This window comes from Fusicatenibacter faecihominis (assembly GCF_020686945.1).
In the GTDB taxonomy this organism is placed as follows: Bacteria; Bacillota; Clostridia; order Lachnospirales; family Lachnospiraceae; genus Limivivens; species Limivivens faecihominis.
Map to the genome: position 1 here is coordinate 17964 of NZ_JAJEPR010000029.1, position 20369 is coordinate 38332.

The 20369-nt window shown below is 49.4% G+C and carries 19 protein-coding genes; 18 read left to right on the forward strand and 1 reads right to left on the reverse strand.

The features are described 5' to 3' along the window. Positions 1-57: 57 nt before the first annotated feature. The 6 genes from fabZ to LKD71_RS13640 all read left to right on the forward strand — a co-directional run bounded on the left by fabZ (position 58) and on the right by LKD71_RS13640 (position 6377). On the forward strand, positions 58-486 hold the full coding sequence (fabZ, locus tag LKD71_RS13615) for a 3-hydroxyacyl-ACP dehydratase FabZ (protein ID WP_178047180.1): 429 nt from the start codon (positions 58-60) through the stop codon (positions 484-486). Between the two features lie 17 nt (positions 487-503). Then, complete coding sequence (locus LKD71_RS13620; RefSeq protein WP_178047181.1) at positions 504-1865, forward strand: acetyl-CoA carboxylase biotin carboxylase subunit; 1362 nt, start codon at positions 504-506, stop codon at positions 1863-1865. Beyond that, positions 1855-3684: an acetyl-CoA carboxylase, carboxyltransferase subunit beta gene (gene accD, locus LKD71_RS13625; RefSeq protein WP_178047182.1), complete on the forward strand. Its 1830-nt coding sequence runs from the start codon at positions 1855-1857 to the stop codon at positions 3682-3684. Before LKD71_RS13620 ends, accD begins: the two co-directional genes overlap by 11 nt. 102 nt (positions 3685-3786) lie before the next feature. After that, positions 3787-4224, forward strand: coding sequence for a MarR family winged helix-turn-helix transcriptional regulator (locus tag LKD71_RS13630; protein WP_227615883.1), 438 nt, complete (start codon positions 3787-3789; stop codon positions 4222-4224). Between the two features lie 172 nt (positions 4225-4396). Beyond that, on the forward strand, positions 4397-5755 hold the full coding sequence (locus tag LKD71_RS13635; RefSeq protein WP_227615884.1) for an ArsB/NhaD family transporter: 1359 nt from the start codon (positions 4397-4399) through the stop codon (positions 5753-5755). A gap of 19 nt (positions 5756-5774) precedes the next feature. After that, positions 5775-6377 carry a cytidylate kinase-like family protein gene (locus tag LKD71_RS13640; protein WP_227615885.1) on the forward strand — a complete coding sequence of 201 codons (603 nt, stop codon included), beginning with the start codon at positions 5775-5777 and terminating at the stop codon, positions 6375-6377. 44 nt (positions 6378-6421) lie between these two features. Here LKD71_RS13640 and LKD71_RS13645 read toward each other — a convergent pair whose 3' ends face one another. Then, on the reverse strand, positions 6422-6832 hold the full coding sequence (locus LKD71_RS13645) for a BlaI/MecI/CopY family transcriptional regulator (RefSeq protein ID WP_178047186.1): 411 nt from the start codon (positions 6830-6832) through the stop codon (positions 6422-6424). A gap of 274 nt (positions 6833-7106) precedes the next feature. Between LKD71_RS13645 and LKD71_RS13650 the strand changes: the two genes are divergently transcribed. The 12 genes from LKD71_RS13650 to LKD71_RS13705 form a co-directional block, all read left to right on the forward strand. Further along, a complete protein-coding gene (locus LKD71_RS13650) occupies positions 7107-8891 on the forward strand; it encodes an ABC transporter ATP-binding protein (protein ID WP_227615886.1) in 1785 nt (594 codons plus the stop codon). After that, entirely contained in the window at positions 8884-10767 is a 1884-nt protein-coding gene (locus tag LKD71_RS13655; protein WP_227615887.1) for an ABC transporter ATP-binding protein, read from the forward strand. Before LKD71_RS13650 ends, LKD71_RS13655 begins: the two co-directional genes overlap by 8 nt. Before the next feature lie 387 nt (positions 10768-11154). Continuing rightward, positions 11155-12252 carry an ABC transporter ATP-binding protein gene (locus LKD71_RS13660; protein WP_227615888.1) on the forward strand — a complete coding sequence of 366 codons (1098 nt, stop codon included), beginning with the start codon at positions 11155-11157 and terminating at the stop codon, positions 12250-12252. Positions 12253-12255: 3 nt separating this feature from the next. Beyond that, entirely contained in the window at positions 12256-13110 is an 855-nt protein-coding gene (locus LKD71_RS13665; RefSeq protein WP_227615889.1) for an ABC transporter permease, read from the forward strand. After that, entirely contained in the window at positions 13110-13895 is a 786-nt protein-coding gene (locus LKD71_RS13670; protein WP_178047191.1) for an ABC transporter permease, read from the forward strand. Before LKD71_RS13665 ends, LKD71_RS13670 begins: the two co-directional genes overlap by 1 nt. Positions 13896-13922: 27 nt before the next feature. Further along, positions 13923-14957, forward strand: a complete 1035-nt coding sequence (locus LKD71_RS13675; protein WP_227615890.1) for a polyamine ABC transporter substrate-binding protein — start codon at positions 13923-13925, stop codon at positions 14955-14957. Further along, the gene (locus tag LKD71_RS13680) at positions 14954-16060 is read left to right on the forward strand and encodes a M20/M25/M40 family metallo-hydrolase (protein ID WP_227615891.1); all 1107 of its coding nucleotides are present in this window, start codon (positions 14954-14956) and stop codon (positions 16058-16060) included. The genes LKD71_RS13675 and LKD71_RS13680 overlap by 4 nt, the downstream gene beginning before the upstream one ends. Positions 16061-16073: 13 nt before the next feature. Next, positions 16074-16697 (forward strand): papain-like cysteine protease family protein, encoded by a 624-nt coding sequence (locus LKD71_RS13685; RefSeq protein WP_178047194.1) that lies wholly within the window; start codon positions 16074-16076, stop codon positions 16695-16697. Positions 16698-17027: 330 nt separating this feature from the next. Beyond that, positions 17028-17351 carry a hypothetical protein gene (locus tag LKD71_RS13690; protein WP_227615892.1) on the forward strand — a complete coding sequence of 108 codons (324 nt, stop codon included), beginning with the start codon at positions 17028-17030 and terminating at the stop codon, positions 17349-17351. An 80-nt stretch (positions 17352-17431) separates the two neighbouring features. After that, a complete protein-coding gene (gene rhaM, locus LKD71_RS13695; protein ID WP_178047195.1) occupies positions 17432-17743 on the forward strand; it encodes an L-rhamnose mutarotase in 312 nt (103 codons plus the stop codon). 520 nt (positions 17744-18263) lie between these two features. Beyond that, entirely contained in the window at positions 18264-19199 is a 936-nt protein-coding gene (locus LKD71_RS13700) for a 3-isopropylmalate dehydrogenase (protein ID WP_227615893.1), read from the forward strand. A 388-nt stretch (positions 19200-19587) separates the two neighbouring features. Further along, on the forward strand, positions 19588-20369 hold a 782-nt coding region (locus LKD71_RS13705), incomplete at its 3' end, for a hypothetical protein (RefSeq protein ID WP_227615894.1).

Here is a 20369-nt window from a genome sequence, read left to right on the forward strand (position 1 = left end):
AGAAAAATCTGCTTGTCATTGAATCGTTACAAATGCAGAACAGAAAGCAGGAAAGATATGAACAGTTTGAATGTCAAAGAAATCGAAGCCATTCTTCCCCACCGCCATCCCTTCCTTCTGGTGGATGCTATCGAGGATTACGAGCCGGGAAAATATGCGGTGGGCTACAAATGTGTGACCTTCCGGGAAGATTTTTTCCAGGGGCATTTTCCGGAGGAGCCGGTGATGCCGGGCGTCCTGATTGTGGAGGCCCTGGCCCAGACCGGAGCGGTGGCGATCCTCTCCAAGCCGGAAAATCAGGGGAAAATCGCCTATTTTGGCGGGATTGAGAAGTGCCGCTTTAAACGGAAGGTCCGCCCCGGTGACAAAATCCGTCTGGAGACACGGATCATCCGGGAAAAAGGCCCCTTAGGCATCGGGGAAGCTATTGCAACGGTAGACGGAGAACTTGCAGTAAAAGCAGAGCTGACCTTTATGGTCGGCTGACAGACAAAGGTGAGGATATGATACAGAAATTGCTCATCGCCAATCGGGGCGAGATCGCTGTCCGCATCATACGGGCATGCAGGGAAATGGGAATTGCGACGGTGGCCGTCTATTCCGAGGCGGATCAGGACAGCCTCCACACACAGCTGGCGGACGAAGCGGTCTGCATCGGACCGGCGCCTTCCAAAGACAGTTATCTCAATATGGAGCGCATCTTAAGTGCGGCCCTTGTGACCGGAGCGGACGCCGTCCATCCGGGTTTCGGCTTTCTATCGGAAAACGCCCGCTTTGCAGAGGTCTGTGAGAAATGTAACCTTACCTTCGTGGGTCCTTCCTCCGAGGTGATTCGGGCTCTGGGAAACAAGCAGGTTGCCAGAAATACGATGGTTTCCGCCGGAATCCCGGTGATTCCCGGAACGGATCATCCCATTCTGGATGAAAAAGAGGGCGCAAAAGAAGCGGATCGGATCGGCTATCCCGTCATCATCAAGGCGGCTTTAGGCGGCGGTGGAAAGGGCATGCGTACGGCCTGGACGAGGGAAGAATTTTCCCAGGCCTTCCTCACGGCAAAAAAAGAGGCAGAGTCTGCCTTCGGCGACGGTACGATGTACATCGAGCATTTTGTGGAGCATCCCCGCCATATCGAGTTTCAGATTCTGGCGGACAGCCAGGGCCATGTGATTCATCTCGGGGAGCGGGACTGCTCTATCCAGCGGAATCACCAGAAAATGATCGAGGAGAGCCCTTCGGCTGCCATTTCCCCGAGACTCAGGAAAGTCATGGGAAAGGCGGCGGTGGGAGCGGCGAAGGCAGCAGGTTACGTCAATGCCGGAACGATTGAGTTTCTGCTGGAAGGAAACGGAAAGTTTTATTTTATGGAGATGAACACACGGATCCAGGTGGAGCATCCGGTGACGGAATTTGTGACGGGGCTTGATCTTGTGAAGGAACAGCTTCGGATTGCCTCCGGACTGCCCTTGTCTGTGACGCAGAAGGAAGTACAGCTTTCCGGCCATGCGATCGAGTGCCGGATCAACGCTGAAAATCCCAAGAAAGGCTTTCGTCCTTCTCCAGGAAAAATTTCTGAGGTTCATTTTCCAGGGGGAAACGGAGTCCGGGTGGATACGGGAATCTACAGCGGTTATCAGGTGCCGCCCTACTACGATTCCATGGTGGCAAAGCTTATCGTCCACGGAAAAGACCGGGCCGAGGCTATTGCGAAAATGCGGAGCGCCCTGGGGGAGACGATTCTTGACGGCATCGACACGAACATCGACTACCAGTATGAGATTTTGAGCGATCCGGACTACCAGGCCGGAAACTTTGACATTGAATTTCTGAACACACACAGGATCGGAGGAATCAGCAATGGACTTTAAGCAGAACTTTAAACGGACTGTAAACATTGGAATCCTGCGGAAAAGGAACCCGGAGATTCCCGACGGACTCATGAAGCGGTGTAAGGTCTGCAGATCAGCGGTTTTTGTGGAGGAGGCCAGACAGAATCTGGATATCTGCCCGCGGTGCGGCACCTATTTCCGGATGCATGCCCGCCGCCGGATCGAGCAGATGCTGGATGAGGGGAGTTTTGAGGAGTGGGACACCGATCTCAATGAAAAAAATCCCCTGGGTTATCGAGGCTATCCCGATAAGATCGCGGATCTTCGGGAAAAGACCGGCCTTGACGAGGCCGTACTCACAGGAAAAGGCCGGATCAACGGGCTTCCCACGGTTTTCGGCGTCTGCGACAGCCGCTTTCTCATGGCGAGCATGGGGGAAGTGGTGGGAGAAAAGATCACCAGAGCGGTGGAACGGGCAACAAAAGACCGCTTGCCGGTGATCTTTTTTATTTGCTCCGGCGGGGCCAGGATGCAGGAGGGTATGACCTCCCTCATGCAGATGGCAAAAACGGCTGCGGCCTTTCGCCGCCACAGCGATGCCGGCCTTCTCTCGGTCAACGTGCTGACGAATCCCACGACCGGCGGGGTAACGGCGAGTTTTGCCATGCTGGGGGATATTATTCTGGCGGAGCCTGGCGCTCTGATCGGCTTTGCAGGTCCTCGGGTTATCGAGCAGACCATCGGCCAGAAGCTCCCGGCGGGCTTCCAGAGCTCGGAGTTTCTCCTGGAGCACGGTTTCCTCGACGGGATTGTGGAGAGGAAAGAGATGAAGGAGACACTGCAGCGGATTTTGAGGCTGCATGGCGGGGCAGCAAAAATACCATGGAAAGAGCAAGATTTGGCAAAGACAGAAAAGCTGCCATCGGATGGAAAATGCTTTCAGACAGGTTCCGAAACGGAATCGTTGATTCCAGATCCTGCTTCGACTGCAACTGTATTTGTCACACCAGCCGCCCGCATCTCATCCCTCCGCCACTCCCTCTCCACCGTCTTCGCCCGCCGCACCCCCGCAGAAAAACTGGAGGCCTGGGATCATGTCACTCTGGCCCGGTCGGCGGAACGGCCGCGAAGCGCAGATTTCCTGCCCCTCCTTTTCGACGGTTTCCTGGAACTTCATGGAGATCGCTGTTTCCGGGACGACCCTTCGGTCATCGGCGGCCTGGCCTTTTTCGAGGGACAGCCTGTGACGGTCATTGCCCAGGAAAAAGGCCACGGCACGAAAGAAAATGTGAAACGCAATTTCGGTATGGTTTCCCCGGAGGGCTACCGGAAAGCCCGGCGTCTCATGAAGCAGGCAGAAAAATTTCACCGGCCGGTTCTGTTTTTCGTGGATACGCCGGGAGCCTTCTGCGGCATGGAAGCAGAAGAGCGGGGGCAGGGGGAAGCCATCGCCCGGAGCCTTTATGAGCTTTCCGTCCTGAAGGTTCCTGTTCTTTCTATAATAATAGGAGAGGGCGGCAGCGGCGGAGCTCTGGCCTTTGCCCTGGCGGACGAGGTCTGGATGGTGGAGCATGCGGTTTATTCGATTCTTTCCCCGGAGGGCTTTGCCTCGATTCTGTGGAAGGACAGCTCCAGAGCCCGGGAGGCCGCAAAAGTCATGGGCCTGACTGCCGATCAGCTGAAGAAACAGGGTATGGTGGAGGAAGTGATTCCCGAGGAGAGGCCTCTCACCCTGGAAAACCTTCCGCTCAGGGCCGGCCGCATGCGGGAAGGAATCCGTCTGTTTCTGAACACCTACGGGACTTTTTCCGAGGAAGAGCTTCTCGCTCATCGCTGGGAGCGCTTCCGCACAAAATAAAAATTTCCGTATGCAAAAAAAGGAAATTGTGGTATAATCCATGAATATTAGAGGGGCAGAAGCGAAAAAAGCGAAGCCCCGCTGAACAGGGAGGAGCAGAGTGTGGGAAACGGGAAAGTGATAAATGATGTGCTGGTCCATCTGTTTAATGAGGTCTGGCAGCTGGAAAAAAGCGCGCTGACTGCGGGAGAATTTAAAGATCTTACCTATAACGATATGCATATCATTGAGGCCGTGGGCCTGGATGGACAGAAAATGTCAGATATTGCGGCTGCTCTGCATATTACGGTGGGGTCTCTCACGACTTCCATGAATGGCCTGGTGAAAAAAGGCTACACGGAACGGGAGCGGAGTGGCAAGGACCGGCGGGTGGTTTACATCCATCTGACGGCGAAGGGCAAAAAAGCCTACGAACATCATGCAGAATTTCACCGCCGGATGACGGAAGAGATCATGCGGCAGCTGGAGGGAGACGAACTCACTGTGCTGGAGAAGGCTCTCACCGGTCTGGTGGATTTTTTTGAACAGTATGAGGGGTAAAAATGACGCCCAAATGTGGATAAATCAACGGAAAAACAATATCGAGGTGGATAAGGTGAAAGGTTTTATGGTCGTCCTCTATATTCACAGTCAGGACGGAGCAAAAGGAAGACAGGGCTTTCTGAAAACTTCGTACCTGAAAGAAATATAATAACAAAAGAGGGAAAAACAAATGACAGCACAGATTTTAGCACTGATCATATTCCTGGCCATGTTTGTCCTGATTATTCTGGAAGTATGGGACAGGCATCTGATCACTCTGGGCTGCGGCCTGCTGACACTGGTCCTGGTATTCGGACTCGGTATGCGGAGCATGAGCGCAGTCTGGGAAACACTGAATGTGAAAAGCATTTTCACCACGGCCTTCTGGTATGCCGCCGGAGAGTCCTCTGAGGCTTCCTCAGGCATCAACTGGCAGACGATCATTTTCATCGCCGGAATGATGATTATGGTAGAAGGTATGGCAAGAGTCGGATTTTTCCGCTGGCTCTGCATGCGTCTCGCAAAGCTGGTAAAATACCAGGTCATCCCTATTTTTATGACCTTCATGGTATTATCCTTTGTACTGGCCATGTTCATCGACAGTATCACGGTTATCCTGTTCCTGGCAGCCGTAACCATCGAGCTTTCCAAGCTCCTGGAATTCAACCCGGTTCCGATGATCCTTTCTGAGATCTTCTGCGCGAACCTGGGAGGCTCCGCTACGATGTGCGGTGATCCGCCTAACATCATTATCGGTACATCCTTAGGATTTACCTTTATGGATTTCATCAAGAACACCGGACTGATTGCAGTTATAGCCCTGGTTGTTGTGGTAATCTATTTTTATTTCATCTTCCACAAAGAGCTGGAGAAAAACGGCGCGGCGAAAAAAGACCCGTCCCAGTATCCGGACCCGGCGGAAGCCATCACCAGCAAAGGCGGTTTTATCGCCAGCTCCGTGATCTTCCTCTTTGCAGTGGTTCTTCTGGTGACTCACGCCCAGACCGGACTTACGGTTTCCACTATCGGTGTCTGTATTGCGGCAGCTACCCTGATCGCGGCCGGAAAAGAAGGCCCGGGACTTTTAAAGAAGATCGATTATCAGACGCTTCTCTTCTTTATCGGCCTTTTCGTTGTTGTAGGAGGCCTGGAGCAGACTGGTGTCCTGAAGATTCTTGCCGGTATCATTGAGAAAGTCAGCGGCGGAAATATCGCTCTGATGATTGCGATTATCGTCATCGTTTCCGCGGTTGCCAGCGCCTTCATCGACAACATTCCGTTTGCAGCAACAATGATCCCGGTTATTACCAACCTGGCAGCAACCACTCCTGGTATTGATATCACGATTCTTTCCTGGGCATTGGCCATGGGAACGGATATCGGAGGAAGCGCCACTCCCATCGGAGCTTCCGCAAACGTTGTCGGTATCGCTACCGCAGCAAAAGAAGGACATATCATCAAATGGGGTAAATACTGTAAGGCCATGGCACCGGCTACGGTGATCGTCATTGCAGTATCCCTCGTTATGATTTATGTGAGATATCTATAAAAGTAAGGGGGAGATTCGTATGAAAAAGAAACAGCTGATCATTTCTGTAGGACGTGAGTTCGGAAGCGGCGGTCATGAGATCGCCCAGGGCCTGGCGGATCATTACGGCCTGACCATGTATGACCACGACCTCTTAAAAGAGATCGCAGCGAAGAAAAACTTAAACGGCGATGAGCTGACAGCCTACGACGAGGTAAAATGGAATCGTTTCCTGTACCGCACGGTCCGTGGCTTAAACAGCTCTCCGGAGCAGAATGTGGCAAATCTGCAGTTTGAGTATCTTCGTGAAAAAGCCAAAGCAGGAGATTCCTTCGTGGTAGTAGGACGCTGCTCCGAGACCATCCTCCGGGAATACAAATGCCTGGTGTCCATCTTCGTGGGCGGCGACATCAGCAAGAAGGCAGAGCGTGTCATGAAGTATTACAATATGACCGAAAAAGAAGCCCGGGAGTTCATGAAAGAAAAGGACAAACGAAGAAAACAGTACCACAACCGCTACTGTGAGATCGCCTGGGGAGATTCCCGGAACTATGATCTCTCCATCAACAGCAGCAGACTCGGCATCGATGGCACGATTCAGACTCTGATCCAGTACATTGACGCCCGTATTGCTATCATGTAAAAAGCAAAAAAATGCCTCCGGTCAAATATGACCGGAGGTGTTTTTTATAACTTTTTCTTATATTCAGCAAGCATCTGTTCCAGTTCTTCGATCTCTTTTTTCACCCGCTCGCGGTCGGTTTCCGCGTCGAAAAGGGTGGTGAGAAGAGCGGTCTTGGAAATGGTTTTGTTCAGGCGTTCCAGATCCTGAGAAAACTGAGATGCGATAAATTCGTCATGAGAGATGATGGGACGGTAGCTTCTGGAGAGAACCGTTCCGCTGTAAACGATGTCAGCTACTTCGATGATTTTCTGGCCGAGGAGCTTTCTTAAAACGGCCTGAACGGTGTTCATGGTCAGATCAGGGTTTGCGCCTACGATCTCAGAGGCAGTCATGGGCTTTTCACCGTTCCAGAGGACTTCCAGAACATCCTGTTCACGTCTGGTGGGGGACCAGGTTTTTCCTTTTGTGGGCATAGTGGCGGCACTTCCTTTCTTGCAGCTGCGGAAAAGCTTTTCCGCATGTTCTTCAACAATAAAGTATCTTGGTTACTTTGGATTTTATATCAAAACAGTGGGAATTGTCAATAAAAAATTATATTAAAGCAGCGCATGAAAGTGTGAAAAATCTGTGTTTTCTACATAAAAAAGAAAACGTTTTCCTAATACCTGGAGCGGACTCGAGGGCTTGTATTTCATTTGATACATGGTATAGTATTACTATAAAACTTTATAACAGGGGGACAAACAAATGATATTCGGAAAGTATATCAACCGGTATTACCTCAAAAATGCGCCTCTTCTGCTTCTCGGACTGGCCGCATTGGTACTGGTTGATTTTTTTCAGCTCAAAGTGCCGGAGCTCTACCGCATGGTGATCAACGGCACCAACAGCGGCGAGGTTGTCGTTGACGGACAGACCATGGCATTCACCATGGACGTTCTGCTGGATAAGATCTGTCTGCCGATGATCTGGATCATTCTTGCCATGGTTTTCGGCCGTTTCCTGTGGCGCGTCTGTTTCTTCAATGCAGCGGTCCGGACGGAGACCGATCTCCGCAACAAGATGTTCGACCACAGCCGCATGCTCTCTCAGGAATACTACCAGGTCAATAAGGTAGGAAATCTCATGAGCCTTTACACCAACGATCTGGACACGATCCAGGAGTGCTTCGGTGACGGCGTTCTGATGTTCTTCGACGCCATGCTTCTCGGCCTTCTGGCTATCATCAAGATGTGGCGGATGGACCACCTTCTGACCCTGCTTTCTTTGATCCCCATGGTCTTTCTGCTGGTAGTGGGAAGCGGACTTGGCAAAGTCATGGTAAAAAAATGGGAGGAGCGGCAGCAGGCTTTCTCTGATCTCTCTGATTTTGCCCAGGAGAGCTATTCCGGCATCGCCGTCATCAAGGCTTTTGTGAAAGAGTATAAGGAGCTCAACGCTTTCCGGAAACTCAACAGGGAAAACGAAGACATCAACGTGACCTACACCCGGATTTCCACGCTTCTTAACATTATGGTAACGCTTTTCGTGGAGTCCGTGATCTGTGTGATCTTAGGCTATGGCGGCTACCTGGTCTACCAGGGAAAATTCAACGCCGGTCAGCTGGTGGAGTACATCGGTTACTTTTCCGCCATTGTCTGGCCCATCATGGCTGTGGCCATGCTCATTGAGAAGACTTCCCGAGGCAAGGCTTCCTTAAACCGTGTCAGTGAGCTTCTGGATGCGGAGATTCATGTGAAAGACCGCCCCGGCGCGAAAGAAATCGAGCACATCAAGGGAAAGATTGAGTTTAAGAATCTGACCTTCCGCTATCCCGGCGGGGAGTACGATGTTCTGAAAAATGTTTCCTTCGTGATCAATCCCGGCGAGAGGGTGGGAATTGTGGGAAAAACAGGAGCCGGAAAGACCACGCTGGTGGATCTGATTCTTCGGACCTACAATGTGAAAGACGGCACCCTTTTCATCGACGATCAGGATGTCAACGATCTGACGATCCATTCGGTCCGGGAGGGCTGCGCCTATGTGCCCCAGGACAGCTTCCTTTTTTCCGATACCATCGAGCGAAACATCGGCTTTTCCTTCGATGAGGCGGACCAGAGTCAGGTGGAGCTGGCTGCGAAAATGGCGGACGTCCACGAAAATATCATTGATTTCAAGGATGGTTACGAGACGATTCTGGGAGAGCGTGGCGTGACTGTCTCTGGCGGACAGAAGCAGCGAATTTCCATTGCCCGGGCTCTGATGAAAAATGCGCCGGTGCTGATCCTGGATGATTCCGTTTCTGCTGTCGATACCAAAACCGAGAGGATCATTCTCGATAACCTCAAGAAACAGACCGGCCGGACGATCCTCCTGATTGCTCACCGGATTTCCACCGTGGAGGAGATGGACAAGATCATCTTCCTGGATGACGGTGAGGTGAAGGCCGTGGGTCCGCACACAGAGCTTTACGCTTCCTGTGAGGAGTACCGGAAGATGGTAGACCTCCAGAAACTGGAAGAAGAGGAAGAGAGAGGTGAGACAAATGCATAATTACTATCCGCTTTTGCTGGTGGGCGGCATCATCGGCACGATATCCCTGCTTCTTCTGATCGCCTACGGTCTCGTGAAGGACAAGAAAGAAGCCATGGGCTTTGAACGGAACATGAAAGACAGCGAGATCATGCAGCGCCTCGTAAAATACGCCGCTCCTTATAAAAAAGAGTTCATTTTCGTGGGCTTTCTCATGCTGTTTTCGATCGCCTACAGCATCATTTCCCCGCTGATTGTCGGTCAGATTGAGGAGCTGGTGGTGGGAGATTTTCCACTGAATACACTTTTTCTCTATGTGGCTGCCTACGCGGCCATCCTGCTGATCTCCATGGCCTGCTCCTATTTTCAGGCCATCATCCTGCAGAAAACGGGCCAGAAGATCATCTCAACGATGAGAGAAGAGCTTTTTACCCATATCGAGGCTCTTTCCCACGAGCAGCTCAATGAGATTCCGGTGGGAAAACTTGTCACCCGTACCACCAATGATACCAATGCGATCTCCCTGATGTTTACCAACCTTCTGGTAAACCTTCTGAAGAACTTTTTTGTGATCTTCGGTATTCTGGCGGCCATGCTCCTTCTGAACGTGGAGCTGACGCTGATGGTGCTCTGCTTTGTGCCCTTCATCATTCTGTTTTCCGTGATTTTCCGGAGATTCACGAGAAAGGCCTACCGGAAGGTAAAGGACTGCACGACAGACATCAACACCTACCTTTCCGAGAACCTCTCGGGCATCAAGATCACCCAGATCTTCAACCGGGAGGATGTGAAAAAAGAAGAGTTCACAGAGAGAAGCAATGCCCTCGGCCGTGCAAAACGGGAGCAGATTTTCGTTTTTGGTATCTTCCGGCCGCTGGTGTATATGCTTTACATCAGTTCCGTGCTCTGTCTCCTCTATTTAGGCGGAAAAGGTTATATTGAAAATACGAAGTTCCTGGGTCAGACGCTGACCAGCGGAACGATCGTTACCTTCTATATGTATATCTCGAAATTTTTCGACCCGATTCAGAACCTGGCGGAGCAGTTCAACTGGCTGCAGTCGGCTTTTGCTTCCGCAGAAAAGGTCTTCTCGATCATCGACCTGCCGCTCAAGCTCACCGACGCGGAGGATGCGGTGGAGCTCACCGAGGTCCGGGGCGAGATCGAGTTCAAAGACGTCTGGTTCAGCTATGTGCCCGGCGAGTGGGTGCTCAAAGGCGTTTCCTTCCATGTAAATCCGAAGGAGACCGTGGCCTTCGTCGGTTCCACCGGTTCCGGAAAGACCACGATCCTTTCACTGATCTGCCGGAACTATGAGTTCCAGAAGGGCCAGATTCTCATCGACGGCGTGGATATCCGGAAGATCAAGATTGCTTCCCTTCGGAAACATTTCGGACAGATGCTTCAGGACGTCTTCCTCTTCTCAGGCACAATCCGGAGCAATATTCTCCTTCGGGAGGAGGGTATTTCCGACGAGCGGATCCAGGAGGTCTGCCGTTACGTCAATGCGGATCATTTTATCAACCGGCTGGAAAACGGGCTGGATGAGGAAGTGCGGGAGAGAGGAAACAATTTCTCCGCCGGCCAGCGGCAGCTTCTTTCCTTTGCCCGGACGATCATCCATGAGCCGGAGGTCATGATCCTCGACGAGGCCACGGCCAACATCGACACGGAGACCGAGCTTCTGATTCAGGATTCCCTGGAGAAGATGAGAAACATCGGAACGATGCTCATCGTGGCTCACCGTCTCTCCACGATTCAGCACGCGGACAATATCATCGTGCTCTCCAAAGGAAAGATTCTGGAGCAGGGAAACCACCAGGAACTCCTGGCGGCCCATGGAAGCTATTACCAGCTGTACACTTTACAGTATCATAAAGATCTTTTAACGAAGTAATGCTGATGCCTATGAATTGCTCTGCTGCAAAGCAGCTCCCACAAGGTCTCCGCTCCGCTTCGGATTCCAAGTTCAAAAGCCTTATCATGCAAGCATGAACGGCTTTTTGATCTTTTGCCCCTGGCATCTTTACATTACGAAATAAATAGGATATAATACCTCCGAACTAATTACGTTCGGGACAACGAAGTCTCTGTCAGCGTTTCCGGCGCTGGCAGGGATTTTTCTGTGTCTGGAGCGAACTCCAGGGAAAGTTTTTTCCTATAGCTATTGATAGTATATTTCAATAGAAAGAATCTTGACACTGGAAAACACAGATGATAGAATACCCACTAAATCAGTAGGAAAATCCGTCCGCAGGATGGATTTTTTTCGGGAAGGAAGAAAATGGAAGAAGAAAGCTACAGAGAAAAGCCAGTGGTACTGGAACTGAAAAACATAAAGAAAACTTTCGGCGACGTAGCCGTATTGAAAGGCATCAATCTTTCCGTGAGAGCGGGAGAATTTCTCACTCTTTTAGGGTCCTCAGGCTGCGGCAAGACCACGACGCTCCGTATCATTGCAGGCCTTGAAACTCCGGATGAAGGAGAGGTGCTCCTGGAGGGAAAAGACGTGAAAAACGACGGTCCCGAGAAGCGGAACGTCAATACGGTTTTTCAGAATTATGCCCTGTTTCCCCATATGAATGTGGCAGATAACATCGGTTACGGTCTGAAGATCAAGAAGGTAGGAAAGGCGGAGATCAAAAAGTGCGTCAGCGAGATGCTGGAGCTGGTACAGCTTGCAGGCTTTGAGAAACGAATGCCCTCCGAGATGAGCGGCGGACAGAAACAGCGTGTGGCCATCGCAAGAGCCCTCATCAACAACCCGAAGGTCCTGCTTCTCGATGAACCTTTGGGCGCTCTGGACCTGCAGCTTCGCCGCCAGATGCAGCATGAGCTGAAACGGCTGCAGAAAAAGCTGGGCATCACCTTTATCTATATCACCCACGACCAGGAGGAGGCCATCAACATGTCCGACACGATTGTGGTCATGCGGGATGGCAGGTTTGAGCAGATCGGAAGTCCCTCAGAGGTTTACGATCATCCGAAGACCAGCTATGTGGCTTCCTTTGTAGGTTCCGCCAACGTCCTGAAAGGAACCGTGGAGAAAATCTCCGGCGATACCGTAGTGCTTCGGAACAGTTCCGGTACGATGGTCTGCGACAAAGAGCATTTTTCTGTCTCCGAAGGTTCCACCGAGACGCTGGCTGTCCGCAGCGAGCAGATCAGCGTCTGGAAAGAGCCGAAGAGTGCCTACGGTCTTACGGGAACCATTGTGGAGAAAACTTTTGTCGGAGGCATGCTCCGTATTGTTGTGAAGCTTCATGACGGGGAAGAAGTAGTGGTGAGCCGCCACGGCATCAACTTCGACTACGATACCGGAGATCAGGTCTACCTCGAATGGGAGCCGAAAAACGCGGTTTTCGTGGACATGGAGGCGTAAGGGATGAAGAAGAAAAACAGATGGTGGCTTCTCATCACGCCGCTGTACCTTTTTACCCTGCTTTTTGTGCTGGGTCCCATGATCTACATGGTGGCCGTGAGCTTTGCCACAAATAATGGCGACGGCTACGGTTTCCGCTGGATCTTTACGTTGGATAATTACCGGAAAATGACAGATCCGGTTTACCTCCAATGCTTTGTCCAGTCTTTTGAGCTGGCCTTTGCGACGACGATCCTCGTGACGCTCATCGGTTATCCCTTCGGATATTTTATGGCGAAGCTTTCCGAGAAAGGCAAAAAACGCATGATGTTTCTCATTATGGTGCCTTTCTGGACCAGCTCCCTGATCCGCCTCTACGGCTGGATCATCATTCTGCAGGCAAAAGGAATTCTGAACGGCGTTTTAAAAGCGCTCGGCCTCATCGACAAACCGCTGAAACTCCTGTATAGTTATCCGGCGGTACTGATCGGCATGATCTACGCCCTCCTTCCGTTTATGATCCTGGCCGTTTATTCCAGCGTGGAAAAAATGGACTGGGCTCTGGTGGAGGCGGCGAGAGATCTTGGCGCTTCTCCTTTTAAGGCGTTTCTCACTGTGACTCTGAAGCTGACCCTGCCGGGTCTGCTCTCCGGTGTGATCCTGACCTTTATTCCCTCCATGGGCCTTTTCTTCATCGCAGATATTCTGGGTGGAAATAAGATCGTCCTGGTGGGAAGCCTGATCCAGGATCAGCTGACCCGCGGAAGCAACTGGCCCTTCGCGGCGGCTCTGGCCGTGATCCTGACGATTCTGACCAGCCTCATGATCTTCTTCTACCGGAAGATCACCCATGTGAAAGATCTGGAGGGACTGTTCTGATGAAAAAGAAAAAATTTAAGTTTTCACATCTGTATCTGGGGCTGGTGATGGCCATCACCTACCTGCCGCTGATCATGGTGGTGATCTTTTCCTTTAACGATTCCAAGCTGACGGTTTCCTGGAAGGGCTTTACCTTAAGCTGGTATCAGGAGCTTTTCCACGACGCGGCCCTGATCGAAGCGCTGAAAAACAGTCTGATCCTGGGAGGCGTGAGCTGCCTGGTGGCCGCTGTCATCGGCACTCTGGGAGCCATCGGAATGGCGAGAGTCAATTATAAGAGCAAGGGAATGATGGAGTACCTTTCCACAGCGCCGATCATGGTGCCGGAGATCATCCTCGGAATGGTGTTCATGGCGTTTTTCTCCCTGCTGAACCTGCCTTTTGGTATGCTGACCCTGGTTCTGGCCCACTCTGCATTTTGTATACCCTATGTATACATGATGGTGAAAGCCCGGCTGGTGGGCATCGATAAATCGCTGGAGGAGGCGGCCATGGACCTTGGCGCTTCCCCGAGAAGAATCTTCTGGGATATCACCCTGCCGCTCATCATGCCGGCGGTTCTATCCGGCTGTGTGCTGGCCTTTGCCATGTCCTTCGATGACGTGGTTATCAGTATTTTTGTAAACGGACCGAAGCTGTCAACCCTGCCCATCAAAGTGTATACACAGCTGAAAACCGGTGTGACGCCGGAGATCAACGCCCTTTGTACGGTGATCCTGACGGTTGTGATCCTGGTGGAGCTTGTTTCCTCTCTCTTTCAGAAAAAGAGCAGAGGTTCAAGATAAATAAGTCGAGAATGAGGAGGAAATCAAATGAAAAAAAGAATGATCGCAGCAATGCTGACCGCCATGACAGCCCTTTCTGTCTTCGGAGTGACCGCTATGGCAGATGACGACGAGCTGGTGCTTTTCACCTGGGAAAATATGTTCCCGCAGGAAGTGCTGGACGGCTTTACCGAAGAGACTGGTATTAAGGTTGTCTATTCCAACTTTGACACCGATGAGACCATGCTGGAGAAGCTTTCTCAGGCAAAGGGCGGCGACTACGACGTGATCGTTGCAGATGACTACATCATCGAGCAGGCAGTCAGCGAAGGTCTTGTGAGCGAGCTGGACAAAGATACCATCACCAACTTTGGAAATATCAATCCTCTTTATCAGGGACAGTTCTACGATCCGGATGACAAATACACCGTTCCCTACGGCGCCGGCATTCCGCTGATCGTTTACGATCCGGATCTGGTGGATTTCGAGATCAAAGGCTACTCTGACCTCTGGAACGAGGAGCTCAAAGACCAGGTAGCCATCACCGCAAACTACCGCGTTATCAATGGAATCACCCTTCTTTCCATGGGAAAATCCATGAATGAGGAGAATGTGAGCGTGATCGAAGAGGCCGGACAGAAACTTCTGGAGCTGGCTCCGAATATCCGTCTGATCCAGGATGACAACACCCAGAACTCTCTTCTGAACGGAGAGGCTTCTGTGGCTTTCCTGTATACATCACAGGTAACTCAGGTTCTGGCTGAGAATCCGGACCTCAAGGTCGTTTACCCGGAAGAGGGCCTGGGCTTCGGTATCATGGGCGCTTTCATTCCCTCTGAGGCTCCGAACAAGGCAGCAGCCAACGAGTTCCTGAACTATATCCTGGAGCCGGAAAATGCAGCGAAATGCATGGATTATATCGGTTACTACAACACCGTCAAGACAGCAGATGACCTGGTAAATCCGGATCTGGTGGTTCCGGATTCTGTTACCAAGGGTGAGATCATCCAGAACGTATCCGCAGAGGCTGACGAGGCCTACAACAAGAACTGGACAGAGTTCAAGGCAGCCTGCGGACAGTGAGAAACGAGCTTTTAGAAGAGTTTGCCGGGTTTACGGAGATTGACTCCGTAAGCTTCGGCGAACGCCGGATGGCCGATCTTCTGAAAGAAAAACTGAGAGCTTTGGGGTTTGAAACAGAAGAGGATGACGCAGGAAGCCATTACGGCGGCAATGCAGGAAATGTATACGGATTTCTGAAGGGCTCTCTTTCCGGGGAGCCCGTTCTTTTTTCCGCCCACATGGATACGGTGGAGCCGGGAATCGGAAAAAAAGCAGTTTTTCAGGAAGATGGCAGGATCACATCCGATGGAACGACGGTGCTGGGCGCAGACGATGCGGCAGGTCTTACGGAGATCCTGGGCGGCATCCGCCGGGTGCTTTCATCCGGAAAGCCTCACCGGGATATTGAGGTCCTTTTTCCCATTGCGGAGGAAGTGTATACAAAAGGCACGCGGGTTTTTGACTTTTCAAAGATCCGTTCCAAAGAGGCCTATGTGCTGGATCTCTCCGGTCCGGTGGGAAGCGCGGCCGTTCAGGCTCCGTCCCTCATTTCCTTTGTGCTCACAATTCATGGAAAGGCAGCCCACGCGGGTTTTGAGCCGGAAAAAGGCATCCATGCGGTGACGGCGGCGGCCCTTGCAATTGCCCGCCTTCCCCAGGGGCATGTGGAGGAGGACACTACACTGAATATTGGCCTGATCCACGGCGGTACCGCCACGAATATCGTGCCGGAGAGCTGCATCGTGGAGGGCGAGATCCGAAGCTACAGCCACGAAAAAGCCCTCTCCTATATGGAGGCGGTCCGCCGGGTATTCCGGGAGGAAGCGGAAAAATCAGGCGGCTCTCTGGAGGACGAGGTTTCCATCAATCTGGTGGCCTATCACACCGGGGAAGAGGAGGCTTCCGTGAAAAATTTCCGCCGGGCGGCGAAAAAACTGGGTCTTTTCGGGGAACTGACGGAGACCTTCGGCGGCAGCGACTGCAACACCTTCGCGGAGCATGGAATCCGCGGAATCGTGCTTTCCTGCGGCATGTATCAGCCCCATTCCACGAGGGAATATACCACAGTGGAAGATCTGGAGAAGGGCGCGGCTCTCGTAGAAGAGCTGATTTTGGGAGAATAAGGAGGGGCATAGGATGAAAATTCCGCTTCATTATCAGGTGTCAGAATTTGACTGCGGTCCCACGACCGTTTTAAATGCGATGAGCTATCTCTTTCAAAGAGAGGATCTTCCCGCGGAGATCGTACGAAATATTATGATTTACTGTCTGGACTGCTATAATGAGGAAGGACGGCCGGGCGGAAACGGTACCTCCCGGGCTGCCATGATGTTTCTCAGCAACTGGCTCAACGGCTTCGGCAAGGTGGCGAAGCTGCCGCTCTCCAGCCGTTACCTCTCCGGCAAGAGTGTATATGTGGGCCAGGAGAGCCAGATCAACGATGCTCTTCATCGTGGCGGCGTGGCTGTCGTCCGCCTCTACTACGAGGTGGAGCATTATGTACTGCTCACCGGTATTGAGGAGGATAAGATTCTGGTTTTCGACCCTTACTACGAGGAGGAGCTGACGGAAGACTGCCTGGGGGTTGAACTAGATAACACCCACCCCTTCACCTATAACCGCAAGGTCCCGGAATCCTATTTCAACAAAGAAACCCTGACCTTTTACGCCTTCGGGCCTTGGAAGCTTAGGGAAGCCGTGCTCCTCTTCAACAACAAAACTATGCTGACGAGCGAGCATACGATTGAGTATTTTATCTAAAACGGTAAAAATCTGCACCGCCCTGGGGGAATGCCTGGAGGCGGTGTTTTTTTGACTGTATCAATAAATAATTTTGGAAATAATTTGCAGAATCATAATAATAAATTGACTTTTACAAAGAATATGATTATTATTTTAAATAAAATAAGCAGAATGTAGATGATAAAATGTTCCTTGAGTTTAGAACAAAAAACTACAAGTAGTCAATGGGGAAGAACTGTTTAAACGGACGGATGATTTAAAAGTTGGAAATCTGAAAACGATCAAAGAATATCTTTCTGATATTACAAAAAAGAACATCGATGACGTACGGGAGATCTGCGGTTTATCGTGGGCTTCTCTCTTCTTAATGCCCAGGGAATCGCCTGCGCCGGTGAGGGAGATATCAAGACAGCTCTGGCTATGAAGATTGCCGATTTCTGCGATGCGGGCGGAAGCTTCTGTGAAATCGTAGCGGCTGATTTCAACCGAAATACCATGATTCTTGGCCATGACGGCCCCTTCCATTTCGCCATTTCCAATGGAAAACCGATTCTTCGCGGCATGGGCGTTTACCATGGAAAACGTGGAAGCGATGTGTCTGTGGAAGCAAAGGTGCGCTGCGGAGCTTATGAATATTCCCTATGCGATTTACTGATGAAAAAAGGATTGTAAAGGAAAAAAAGAACAGGTATAATTTGAATATCCGGAGAGTTACCAGGGATAAGAATGAGATGTTCAAGGAGGGTTTTACAATGATTAAAGGATTTAAAATGAAACTGTATGAGGGCCAGGAGGCCGAGTACGAGAAGCGTCACAATCAGCTCTGGCCGGAGATGAAGGACATGATCCATGAATATGGCGGAAAGAATTACACCATCTTTTTGGACAAAGAAACGCTGACTCTTTTCGGCTACATCGAGATCGAGGATGAGGAGCGCTGGGCCAAAGGAGCTGACACCGCCATCAACCGGAAATGGTGGGATTTCATGGCAGATATTATGGAAACCAACCCGGACAACAGCCCCGTGAGCATCGATCTCAAAGAGGTTTTCCACTTGGACTAAACTCCAGAAAACACCGTAAAATCGGGCTTTTTCCCAATTTGGAAAAATAATGATTGCATTTTCTTCCAAATTATATTATAATCTTACTTGTAGAAGAATTTACCCTTCAAAAATTCTTTTTACAGACCCCTTATTAATTATTTATACTCCCCTCGAAAGACCTGACAGCTCCCCTGTCAGGTCTTTCTTTATACCAGTATAATGGTACGATACATTTAAAATTATTGCGTCCTATCATAGGACACAATAGAAAAATTCTAAAACAAAATAAAAAGAAAAATTTTATAAAACAAATAAAAAATAATTTATGGATATTGCAAAAATACATTATGTATGTTAAGATATGAAAAAGCATATTTTTTCTTTTATTTCTTTTACTCAAATCTAATTTTATTAAATCAAACAGCAGACCATAGGTCTGTCCCATCAGAAAATTCATGCTTTTAAATCCAATTTATTTACAGGCAGGGGTTTTCAAAGGGGGAGAGCTCCTGACGCATCAAAGTGAAGGGAGTCTTTTTTGGAAGAGAAACGACAGGAAGAAGTGGATCTCATTCAATGGCATCCAACGTTTTTTGCGGATGTACAGGTTGAGCTGAGAAAAGAATCAGAGAAACTGAGCTTTCAGAGCGAGTATCAGTTGAGCAAGAAGCCAATGGAGATTGATGTGCTGATCATTAAGAAAAAAACAGAGGAACCGATCGAGAAAAATATCGGGAGAATTTTTCGCAAGTATAATATCGTGGAGTATAAGAGTCCGACGGATTATCTTGGAATTGATGATTTCTATAAAGTGTATGGATATGCATGCTTTTACAAAGCGGATACAGGCCAGGAAAATGAAATTCCTGTGGAAGAACTGACAATCACTTTCGTATCAACAGGATATCCGCGAAAAATGCTGTGTCATCTGGAAAAAGAGCGGGGCTACACAATAGAGAACCCGGAAGAAGGCATTTATTATGTAATCGGAGACAAAATACCTATCCAGGTAATTGTAATCTCACGATTGAACCCAAAGAAAAATTTGTGGCTTTACAGCTTGACTAACAAATTAGAAAACAAAGAAGCAATAAAAATGCTTCTGGAGGATTACAAAGGAAAGCGGTCCGATAATTTATATACGGCTGTTATGCAGGTTGTCATGAAAGCAAACGGAGAACGAATGAAAGGAGAGGGCAGTATGGTATGTGAAGCATTGATGGAACTGATGAAAGATGAACTGGAGGCCAGCAAGGAAGAAGGAAAAGTGCTGGGACAAAAGTTGGGAGAAGAATTAGGTAAAGAATTAGGAAAAGAGATTGGGCAGGAATCCGCTCAACTGAGCGCAGTGAAAAGCCTTATGAAAACATTGAAACTGACATTGGTGCAGGCGATGGATGCCCTTGAAATTCCAGAGAATCAGCGTGTGAAATACATGGAGCTGCTGGAAAATGAAGTTGATATGGTGAGATAGGCAGATTAGAGGGAGAAACAACGAAATACAAGAAGAATACAGAGAGGCTCCAGGCATTCGACCTGGGGCTTTTTTGATGGAAAGCAGAATAAAATATCTCAAAAGTTGATTGTTCTGGTTTTTAAATTTTGGTGTTTATAAGTTCAGATAAAAGTAATACTAAGCAAAAAAAATTATCGGGGGGGGGTAGATTTATAAATAACGAAAATAGTTGACGTTTGTAAAATTAAGAATTATAATCAGAATGTATCAGCATAAGCGATTATGTAAAAAATTGCTTAAGGCCGATCGCATTTTGTCGGGGGAGGAGGATGATGAAGGGTAATTTCGACAAGGAGACAAATAAATACATTAAGAGAGAGATTTAAAAAAGAGAGGTTTTTTAGTTATGCGCATGAATAAGAAACTAAAAAATGTACTGGCCTTCGGGCTAGCCACCTCCTTTGTACTGACAAGTACAATGGGAGTATCAGCTACAGGTGATGCTGTTAGCTATGATGATGTTACTTCATATGCTGCTACAGATACCATACCGGAAGTCCCGGCTGAAGACGTAACTATCAATGTATCTGTAAATTTCTATGATGTAGGTACAGGTAGCATGGTAGTGGATGCTACTGGTTCAGAAAAAAGATGGAACACAACTTACACTTTTAAACAAGGGGCAACAAAAGGATTGGCAAATATCAGTGGAGTTGCAATTCCGGAAGGATATGAGGCAGTAACAACACCAGACGTAGTAACTGTATATAATAATGGTGATAACACTGTAACAGTCGATGTAAAGCAGGTGAAAGCACCAGTTGTAGAAGATGAGACCGTAGACGTAGTTGTAAATTTCCGTGATGTTGATACCGATACTTATGTAATGGAAGAAGATGGTACAACACAGAAGACATGGAATACAACCTATACCTTCAAACTGGGAGCAACTGAGGCTGAGATGGATCTCAGTGGAGTAAAAGTTCCTGATGGATATGAGTTAGCAGACTCAGAGACACTGGTAAGAACCGTATATTCTGGAGTGACTAACTATCCGACAGTTGAAGTAAAGAAAGTAAAAGAGCCGGTTGTAGAAGATGAGATTGTAGATGTAGTTGTAAATTTCCGTGATGTTGATACCGATACTTATGTAATGGAAGAAGATGGTACAACACAGAAGACATGGAA

What these genes read in the sequence shown, in the direction of transcription:
- fabZ (WP_178047180.1), top strand. Translation starts at nt 58, where the DNA reads ATGAACAGTTTGAATGTCAAAGAAATCGAAGCCATTCTTCCCCACCGC.
- LKD71_RS13620 (WP_178047181.1), top strand. Translation starts at nt 504, where the DNA reads ATGATACAGAAATTGCTCATCGCCAATCGGGGCGAGATCGCTGTCCGC.
- accD (WP_178047182.1), top strand. Translation starts at nt 1,855, where the DNA reads ATGGACTTTAAGCAGAACTTTAAACGGACTGTAAACATTGGAATCCTG.
- LKD71_RS13635 (WP_227615884.1), top strand. Translation starts at nt 4,397, where the DNA reads ATGACAGCACAGATTTTAGCACTGATCATATTCCTGGCCATGTTTGTC.
- LKD71_RS13640 (WP_227615885.1), top strand. Translation starts at nt 5,775, where the DNA reads ATGAAAAAGAAACAGCTGATCATTTCTGTAGGACGTGAGTTCGGAAGC.
- LKD71_RS13645 (WP_178047186.1), bottom strand. Translation starts at nt 6,832, where the DNA reads ATGCCCACAAAAGGAAAAACCTGGTCCCCCACCAGACGTGAACAGGAT.
- LKD71_RS13650 (WP_227615886.1), top strand. Translation starts at nt 7,107, where the DNA reads ATGATATTCGGAAAGTATATCAACCGGTATTACCTCAAAAATGCGCCT.
- LKD71_RS13655 (WP_227615887.1), top strand. Translation starts at nt 8,884, where the DNA reads ATGCATAATTACTATCCGCTTTTGCTGGTGGGCGGCATCATCGGCACG.
- LKD71_RS13660 (WP_227615888.1), top strand. Translation starts at nt 11,155, where the DNA reads ATGGAAGAAGAAAGCTACAGAGAAAAGCCAGTGGTACTGGAACTGAAA.
- LKD71_RS13665 (WP_227615889.1), top strand. Translation starts at nt 12,256, where the DNA reads ATGAAGAAGAAAAACAGATGGTGGCTTCTCATCACGCCGCTGTACCTT.
- LKD71_RS13670 (WP_178047191.1), top strand. Translation starts at nt 13,110, where the DNA reads ATGAAAAAGAAAAAATTTAAGTTTTCACATCTGTATCTGGGGCTGGTG.
- LKD71_RS13675 (WP_227615890.1), top strand. Translation starts at nt 13,923, where the DNA reads ATGAAAAAAAGAATGATCGCAGCAATGCTGACCGCCATGACAGCCCTT.
- LKD71_RS13685 (WP_178047194.1), top strand. Translation starts at nt 16,074, where the DNA reads ATGAAAATTCCGCTTCATTATCAGGTGTCAGAATTTGACTGCGGTCCC.
- rhaM (WP_178047195.1), top strand. Translation starts at nt 17,432, where the DNA reads ATGATTAAAGGATTTAAAATGAAACTGTATGAGGGCCAGGAGGCCGAG.